Below are 1,486 nucleotides of genomic sequence, written 5' to 3' on the forward strand. Positions count from 1 at the left end.
CCGGTGGCGCTCGCCCGTGATGGCCACATCCGCGTGCGCCTGCTCTACGATGCCGCCGGCCCGCGCCTGCGCCGGGCCCTGGACGTCTTCAACGACGCGGTCACCGTGCTGTTCTGTGCCGCCATCGCCTACGCCGGCTGGGTGATGGTCGAGCGCTCGGTGATCGCCCCGACCGGCGAGTGGACACTGGAGCGCTCGGGCTCCAGCTGGAACCCGCCGTTCCCCAGTTTCACCAAGATCGTCATCCTGGCCGCGACGCTGCTGATGCTGGTGCAGGCACTGCTGCACCTGTGGCAGTCCCTGCGCGCGGTCGCCGGGCGGAGGTAGCGCGGGCATGGATATCGCAACGGCGACCTACGTCCTGGTGGGGGCAATCTTCGCGCTGCTGCTTACCGGCCTGCCGCTGGCGTTCATCACCGGCCTGGTGGCGCTGCTGTTCACGGCGGGCTTCTTCGGCCCCGATGCGCTGCCGCTGGTGACCGCGCGTATCTACGGCTTCGTCACGGAGTACTCCCTGGTGGCCGTACCGATGTTCGTGCTCATGGCCTCGCTGCTGGACCGGTCGGGAATCGCGAGGGACCTGTTCAACGGCATGCGGGTGTTCGCCGGGCGGCTGCCCGGCGGCGTGGCGGTGCAGACCATCATCGTTGCGTTCTTCCTGGCGGCGATGTCGGGGATCATCGGCGGCGAGATCGTGCTGCTCGGCATCCTCGCGCTGCCGCAGATGCTGCGCCTCGGCTATCACCGCAAGATCTCCATCGGCGTGGTCTGCGCCGGCGGCGCCCTTGGCACGATGATGCCGCCCTCCATCGTGCTCATCATCTACGGGCTGCTCGCCAGCGAGTCCATCGCGGACCTGTTCACCGCGGCGATCACCCCGGCGCTGATCCTGATGGGCTCGTACGTGGCCTACGTCCTCTGCCGCTGCCTTCTGCGCCCGGAGCTCGGCCCGCCGCTGTCGGAGGAGGAGCTGGAGGCACCGGGGCATTCCCGTCTCGCGGCGCTCAAGGCGGTGATCCCGCCGGCACTGGTCGCCGCGCTGGTGCTCGGTTCCATCTATGCCGGCATCGCCTCGGTCACCGAGGCTGCGGCCATGGGCGTGTTCGGCGTGCTCGTGCTGGTGTCGCTGCGCCGTGAGCTCTCGGTGACCATCATTCGCGAGAGCCTGAGCCAGACCATCAATACCTGCGGCATGATCGTGTGGATCGGCATCGGCGCCGCCATCCTCGTGGGCGTTTACAACCTCATGGGCGGCAACCGTTTCGTGGCGAGCAGCATCCTCGGCCTGGACCTGCCGCCCATCGCCATCGTGCTGGTGATGATGGCGATCCTCATCGTGCTCGGGCTGTTCATGGACTGGATCGGCATCGCCATGCTCACGCTGCCGATCTTCGTGCCCATCATCGAGCAGATCGGCTACGACCCGGTCTGGTTCGGCATCCTGTTCGCGATCAACATGCAGGTCTCCTTCCTGAGTCCGCCGTTC

At 67.6% G+C, this 1,486-nt stretch carries 2 protein-coding genes; both read left to right on the top strand.

Features of this window, described 5'->3' with window-relative positions; all coding sequences use genetic code 11:
- Positions 1 to 327: TRAP transporter small permease subunit (locus G7A99_RS19545; protein ID WP_163143370.1), on the top strand; the 327-nt coding region annotated here is incomplete at its 5' end.
- Between the two features lie 7 nt (positions 328 to 334).
- Positions 335 to 1,486, top strand: a 1,152-nt coding sequence (locus G7A99_RS19550) for a TRAP transporter large permease subunit (RefSeq protein WP_163143373.1), incomplete at its 3' end; no start/stop codon positions are given.

The sequence above is a fragment of the Arhodomonas sp. KWT genome (genome assembly GCF_010993615.1).